General features: G+C 63.5%; 7 protein-coding genes and 1 tRNA gene. 1 reads left to right on the top strand and 7 read right to left on the bottom strand.

Translation table 11 applies throughout. The features are described from left to right. The 6 genes from H5T60_10580 to H5T60_10555 form a co-directional block, all read right to left on the bottom strand. The coding region (locus tag H5T60_10580) for an ABC transporter ATP-binding protein (protein MBC7242876.1) at nt 1-677 on the bottom strand (677 nt) is incomplete at its 3' end. Nucleotides 678-689: 12 nt separating this feature from the next. Further along, entirely contained in the window at nt 690-1,769 is a 1,080-nt protein-coding gene (locus H5T60_10575) for a DUF4367 domain-containing protein (protein MBC7242875.1), read from the bottom strand. Then, on the bottom strand, nt 1,747-2,331 hold the full coding sequence (locus tag H5T60_10570; protein MBC7242874.1) for a sigma-70 family RNA polymerase sigma factor: 585 nt from the start codon (nt 2,329-2,331) through the stop codon (nt 1,747-1,749). The genes H5T60_10575 and H5T60_10570 overlap by 23 nt, the downstream gene beginning before the upstream one ends. A gap of 123 nt (nt 2,332-2,454) precedes the next feature. After that, nucleotides 2,455-2,685, bottom strand: a complete 231-nt coding sequence (thiS, locus tag H5T60_10565; GenBank protein MBC7242873.1) for a sulfur carrier protein ThiS — start codon at nt 2,683-2,685, stop codon at nt 2,455-2,457. A gap of 7 nt (nt 2,686-2,692) precedes the next feature. Continuing rightward, on the bottom strand, nt 2,693-4,855 hold the full coding sequence (locus H5T60_10560) for an aldehyde:ferredoxin oxidoreductase (protein MBC7242872.1): 2,163 nt from the start codon (nt 4,853-4,855) through the stop codon (nt 2,693-2,695). Beyond that, entirely contained in the window at nt 4,856-5,299 is a 444-nt protein-coding gene (locus H5T60_10555; GenBank protein ID MBC7242871.1) for a 4Fe-4S binding protein, read from the bottom strand. Nucleotides 5,300-5,556: 257 nt separating this feature from the next. Here H5T60_10555 and H5T60_10550 point away from each other — a divergent pair. Further along, a tRNA-Leu gene (locus tag H5T60_10550) sits at nt 5,557-5,639 on the top strand. Here the strand turns inward: H5T60_10550 and H5T60_10545 are convergent. Then, entirely contained in the window at nt 5,637-6,005 is a 369-nt protein-coding gene (locus tag H5T60_10545) for a hypothetical protein (GenBank protein ID MBC7242870.1), read from the bottom strand. The two genes, H5T60_10550 and H5T60_10545, sit on opposite strands and share 3 nt — an antisense overlap. Between the last annotated feature and the right edge of the window lie 58 nt (nt 6,006-6,063).

Genomic DNA, 6,063 nt, shown 5'->3' with positions numbered 1-6,063 from the left:
ACCTGCAGGGTCCCGCCGGCCAGTTCCTCCAACGTACCGACGCGTACCAGCTCCCCCTGGCGGATGATGCCCACGCGGTCACAGACCGCCTCCACCTCACCCAGCATATGGGAGTTCAGGAAGACAGTCACGCCGGCATCCCGCAGTTCGCGGATCAGATCCCGGACTTCCCGCCGGCCCAACGGGTCCAGCCCGGAGGTCGGTTCGTCCAGGAAGACGACCTGGGGATGATTGAGCAGGGCCTGCGCCAACCCGATGCGCTGGAGCATGCCTTTGGAGAATTTGGCCAGCCGTGTGCGCTCCCAGCCGGCCAGCCCCACTCGCTCAAGCAGTGCGGGGATGCGCCGGCGGCGTTCTTCCGCCGGCATGCCGTACAAACGCCCATGATAGTCCAGGAAGTCCGCGGCGGTGAGCCAGGGGTGGAAGCGGAAGTGTTCCGGCAGGAAGCCGATATGGGCCATGGCGGTCGGGTCTCCCGGCCGGCGGCCCAGGACAAAGGCCTGGCCGGCGCTTGGCCGGACCAGGCCCAACAGCATTTTGACAGTGGTGGTCTTGCCGGCGCCGTTGGCGCCCAGAAAGCCAAACACCTCGCCCTGGCGGACCTGCAGATTCAGATCCGCCACTGCCACGGTGCGCCCGTATTCCTTACGCAGAGAGATGGTCTCAATGACCCACATACCGAAGGGCCTTCAGCGAAGGGATTCGGCGATATGCAGTAGCTCAGACCCTCGCAAGCGGCCGGCTATCATGTACATCACATTGTCCTTTTGCCACAGCAGGGAGCGCATGGGTTCGCCGGCCTGCTGTGCTGCCTCTGTCAGCATGATGCCGGCGGTACCGTTCACTGACACCTCCCGGAATTCGGCCAGGTTGGTCGGCACGGGGATGACCAGAGTGCTGGTCCAGTCAATAGTGCCGGCCAGACGGCGGGCCTCTTCGGCCGGCACGCCCAGGGCTCGCAGGGCCGCCTCGCCGAATACCGTCAGGTCCACCGCCGGCTCCACCGTGGCGGTGGGGTTGCGGGCCTGGTAGACAGCGAAGCGCGTTTCGGTGCCGCCCTCCGCCGGCAGGCGGTATTCCTGGAGAACGACGACAGGGATATCCGCCTCGATAACCAGTTTCTCCACCTCCGGCAGGGAAACGTCGGCGACCCCCAGCAGTTCCAGCGCGCTCTGGGCCTTGGCACGCTCCACCTCATAGCGGATGGCCGGCCCCACCGACACGCTGAATTCCTTCAGGGTCGAGCCGTTGGGCACATAGCTGGGCACCAGCACGCGGAAGCCGGCCAGGTCGGATGCCTCCTCCGCATTGACAACCCGCTGTGGGGCGCCCCCTTCGCGCAGGATAGTCGGTTCGCCCAGGAGGCCCTGCTCCATCATCTGCGCCAGGTTCTCCAGCTTCCCCTCCTGGGCGGTCCATTGCTCCGGCGAAATGGGGATGGCGGTGATTTTCTGCACCCGGAAGATGTTCAGAAAGTCGGCCGCCGCCTGGCGCACGGAAGCGAAGCTGAACAGCACACCCAGCAGGACGATCACCATGACGCCGGCGAGCGCCGGCATCCACCATCGCGATGGAGTGAAACCGCGGTTCACCCTCCACCTCCTCACGATCGAATTATATTTCCCCCCAGGCTCGTTCGTCAATCGGCGGCGCATCTCCTGCCATGCGCCCGACACATCCGGTTCCTCGGCCGGCCGGGGGTTCAGCACGTCCAGCCGCGCCATGATACGCCGCTCATCCAGGGGTTCACGCCTCTCGCGTTCCTTCATGCTCCTCTCTCCTTTCCTCCTGCATCCGAAGTCGTGCATACGCCTTCTCGAAAGCCTCCGCCGCCCGTGCCAGGGTCGTTCCCACCGAACCCGGCGCGAGGCCCAGCACATCCGCGATCTCCCGATAGCTCAGGCCGGCGTGGCGCAGTAACAGGGCCTGTGCGTGCGCCGGCTTCAGGCATACAAGCGCTTTCCGGACAAGCTCCTGCTCCGCGCGGCGCTCCACATACTCCTGCGGGTCCATTTCGGACCGGGTGCCGGCCTGCTCGGCAACGAAACGCTGGTCGCGGCGCTTGCGCCGGTTGGCTTCCCGCACCCAGTTGAAGGCCAGATGGGTGGCTACGCGGTACAGCCAGGCGCGCACGTTGTGTTCACGTCCTGGTGGGAAGCGCTGTTGATACAGCCGCAGGAAGGTTTCCTGCGCCAGGTCCTCTGCCGCCGGCCCGGAGCCCACAACGCGGTATACATAGCGGTATATCTCGGCGAAACAGCGCCGGAAAATCCCCTCGAAGACGTCCTCGTCCCAGGGAGCGCCGGGCGCTGGCAAAGGCTCCAGGCTCACGTTATCATCCTCGCGCCTCGTTTCCACTTATTCAACACCGCGGCGTGGTCGGTTTGTGACAGGGGTGAGGGGGGAAATGCGCCGGCCAGGCCTGTGGGTGCCTGGCCGGCGTGGGAAGCCGTCTTATCCGCCGGCGATAAGGTGGATGACGCGCACCTCCGCCCCCGGCGGGATCGGGTAGGTATCATACTCTTCCCGGCGGATCACCTGTCCGTTTACCGTGACGGTGATCAGGGAGTAGGTGAAGCGGCACTGGCGCAGAAGGTCGCGCACCGTCATCCCCGGTGACCAGGGGAGCTCAAGGTTGTCGTTGACGCGCACGACGGCAGGCTCCTGGCCGGCTGATGAAGTCATGGACACCTCATCCACCTGCGCGGCGCACGATCTCCACCACGTCAGGATAGTCAATGCCCAGGCGCTGGAGCGTCTCCACCTTCGGCACGCCGTTCTTCGTCCAGCCGCGGCGGGCATAGACCGCATCCACCAGCTTCTCATACTGCGATTCGCGATGGGCCCGCAGGGCGGCCACCTTTTCCGGCGTGCTCATCTTCTCGACATCATAGCCCAGCGCCTTCAACTGCTTGTCGTAGCGTTCGGCGCGCGACTCGTACTCCTCCACGGTGACTGGACCCTGTGCCCGGTAGGGGATTTTGTCGTGCTCGCGGGTGCCGAAGCCCATGCGCAGATTGAAGACGCGCTGGAAGTTATAGACGCGCTCGGACATCAGCAGTAGATCCTCGGACGTGACCTCCCGGCCGGTGACGGCGGAGAAGATTTCGACGTAGTTGCGGACGTGCTCGGGGATTTTGGCCGGCTCGTCCGTCAGGGCGTTATCGGGCGGGACGATGTCGTTCCACGGCAGTTTGCACAGGCCGCACAGGCCGAACCAGGTGCGCCAGATGGGGAAATAGTGCAGGGCCTCAGCCTTATCCTCCATGGTGGGTATCTGATTGTTCACCATGTCCATGAAGATGAGCCAGGCCTCGTCGTGCTGAGGACCTTTGGAGGCCAGGCCATAGCCGCCCTGCTGGGCCAGCGACTCCTTCGGCATATACTCGGAGAACTCCAGCCCTTTGGCCTCCATGCCGATGTCCTGGAGGATTTTGGGGTCGGCGCCGTACTGCTCGGCGAAGATCTTTTTCATGCGGCGCACGCCCTGGCCGATGATGGCACCGAAGCCCTCGCCGCGCCCCATCTGATGGATGGCCTCGATGGCCGCCTCGGCGTTGCCGAAGCGGAAATCCAGCCCACCAGTGGCCCGCTTGTCGATGAGGCCCATCTCGTAACATTCCATGGCGAAGGCCATGGCGGTACCCACGGAAATGGTATCGAGGGCATAGGTGTCGCAGTAGAAATTGGCCTCAATGATATAGTCCGGGTCGAAGATGCCGCAGTTGGCGCCCAGGCCGGCGGCATTCTCATACTCCGGCCCATCCACGATGACCTTTTGCCCTTTATACGGCCCGGTGCGCAGTACGAAGCCGTCCACCGCGTGCGAGCAGGAGAGGGTGCATCCGTACCAACAGCCGTCGGGCACGCCCTGGGTGAAGCGCGCGTCCCAGACTTTCACGTCGATCTTGTGGCCGTCGGGGTGGGAGCCGTAGCGGAAGTTGTGCACGGGGAGCAGGTCGTAGTCGTTCATGATGCCGACCAGATAGGAGGTGCCGTGCCGGCGCATGCCGCACTGCTGGTCGTCGTAGTCGTGGATTTCTTTATGCATCTTGGCGCCGACGCGCTGGAGCCGGCCCAGGTCCGCCGGCCCGTTGGAATCGGCCTTGAGGTCGGAGAACTTGACCACCAGGGCCTTGATGCGTTTATCGCGGAAGACGGTACCGATGCCGCCGCGGCCGGCCTGTTTGACGCGCGCCGCCCGCCGGCGCAGGTCATACCAGCTAAAGTTGAGACAGCCGAAGCGGGTGTGCTGCGCGCCGGAGCCGGCGGTCACCGTGGAGATGGCGCGGCGGGCGTGATGGTCGTCGCCGCCGTACATCTGCACCAGGATGTCGGTCAGCAGATGGGTATCCACCGGTTCCAGCGGCGCCTCTTCGATGGTGATGCGGCCAGTGTCGCCGTCAATGAAGATGATGACGTCCTTTTCCGCCTTGCCCTGGATCTCGATGGCATCCCAGCCGGCGAACTTGAGATACGGCCCGAAGTAGCCGCCGACGTTGCTGTCCATGACCGAGTCGGTCAGCGGAGAGAGGCTGACCACCAGCGACTTGCCCGTGCCAGGGTAGGTGGTGATGCCGCCGATGGGTCCGGTGGAGATGACGATCTCATTCTCGGGATCGTTCCATTTGGTGGTATCCCGGATGCCGTGCCACAACAGCCAGAGGCCGAAGCCCTTGCCGCCGGTGAACTTCTCCTTCATTTCCTCGCTGACCGGCTTGCTGGCGATGGTGTTGTCGGAAAGGTTGATATAGAGGGTGCGGTTGGTGTAGCCGCGCTGGACCGGATACTTCTCATAGGTGAATTCCGCCAGCAGGCGATGCGCCGCTTTCATTTCCGCGATGTGGTGGGACATTTAGACCGCCTCCTTCTGCAGCCAGATATCGGTCACCGAAGCCGGCGTCTCCGCGACCTCGGCGATGTACAACGCCTCTTCCGGGCACACGTCCACGCATTTTCCACAGGCCACGCACTTGAAGGGTTCGGTGTAGTCGGGATGATAGAACATGGCCTGATTGGGGCAGAAGCCCACGCAGGAGAGACAGCCCACGCATAGGGATTTGTTGAGCTGGACGACGCCGTTTTTGGCGCGTTTCAGCGCCACGGTGGGACAGACGTCGATGCAGGCGCCGTTCTGATTGCAGACCACGATGCGGAAGGGTTGGCCCTCTTTGGCCGGCGGGAAGATGCGGATGCGGGACTTTTCCTTGTCATCCACTTTGAACCAGGTGCGAGCACATTCGATCTCGCACGCCCCGCAGCCCGTACAGCGCTCCGGTCGCGTTGCCAGGATTTTCATCGCCTACCCCCTTTGTCATTCCGGAATGGGAGCGGTGGAGCTCCGTCCCTTTCCTTGAGATGGCCATTTGATGAGGTGGGCATAGTATAACACGGGCCGGCGAGCCGGGCAAATGGGCCTTGCGGCCGGCCAAGGCGCATAGTAACGCCAGAAGGCGTGCGGGATTGGTAAGTAGCGGGAGGGGGCGGAGGGTTTGGGAGGCTCGGCGCCGGCACTTGACTTTCGCTATTGAACGTGTAGAATAATGACCGGAAGCTGGGGCGGTGGCGGAATGGCAGACGCAGCGGACTTAAAATCCGCTGGACGCGAGTCCGTGTGGGTTCGAATCCCACCCGCCCTACTCGCGGTACTCGTCTTCGACCGGGATATCCAGGTCCCCTACCTCTTTCGTGGTCACCTTCACCAGCAGTTGATGCCGGCCAGCCGTCAGCCGCGTCCCCTTCACCCAGACCTGGGCTTCCTCATTTAAATTGAAGATGAACGGCGTCTGCGGCGTGATGCGCACCGCCGGCCGCTGATTCTCTCCCCGGCCAATGGCGATCCGCTCCGCCGCAATCTCCTGCCCATCTAACACTACCGCCCGCACATGGGTGATGGTCCCCGGCGCCAGCGTGTTCTTGATGGTCAGCGAGAAACCATCCTCGGTCGCGCGCAGGCTGTCCTTCACGTACAGCTTCTTTAACAGAAAGGCCGGCACCTTCGGCATCATGGGCCTCCTGGATATATATGCTCCGGTTAGCTATTATCAGTATAGCACAAAGGAG

The organism is Anaerolineae bacterium (genome assembly GCA_014360855.1).
GTDB lineage: Bacteria > Chloroflexota > Anaerolineae > JACIWP01 > JACIWP01 > JACIWP01.
This window is presented reverse-complemented; position numbering and strand designations above follow the sequence as displayed.